A 251-nucleotide genomic window follows, 5' to 3' on the forward strand; every position below is an offset into this window, starting at 1 on the left:
GGCGGCATACCATGCGGCATAATCCTGGCTGTGCTGCGCGCCGACGCGGGCTGCTGCACCGTTGGGACCACGGAACACGATCGGGCAACCCATCTGGCCGCCGGACATATAAAGCGTCTTGGCTGCCGAGTTGACGATATGGTCCATCGCCTGCATGGCGAAGTTGAAGGTCATGAATTCCACGATCGGACGCAGACCTGCAAAGGCAGAACCCGTAGCGATACCGGCAAAGCCGATTTCCGAGATCGGCG

1 pseudogene is annotated in these 251 nt (G+C 60.6%); it reads right to left on the minus strand.

From position 1 onward, the window contains the following. Positions 1-251: pseudogene (locus tag RTS12_RS10210) on the minus strand (pyruvate dehydrogenase complex E1 component subunit beta); the annotation flags it as partial.

Source organism: Paracoccus sp. (in: a-proteobacteria), assembly GCF_032007265.1.
Lineage (GTDB): Bacteria > Pseudomonadota > Alphaproteobacteria > Rhodobacterales > Rhodobacteraceae > Paracoccus.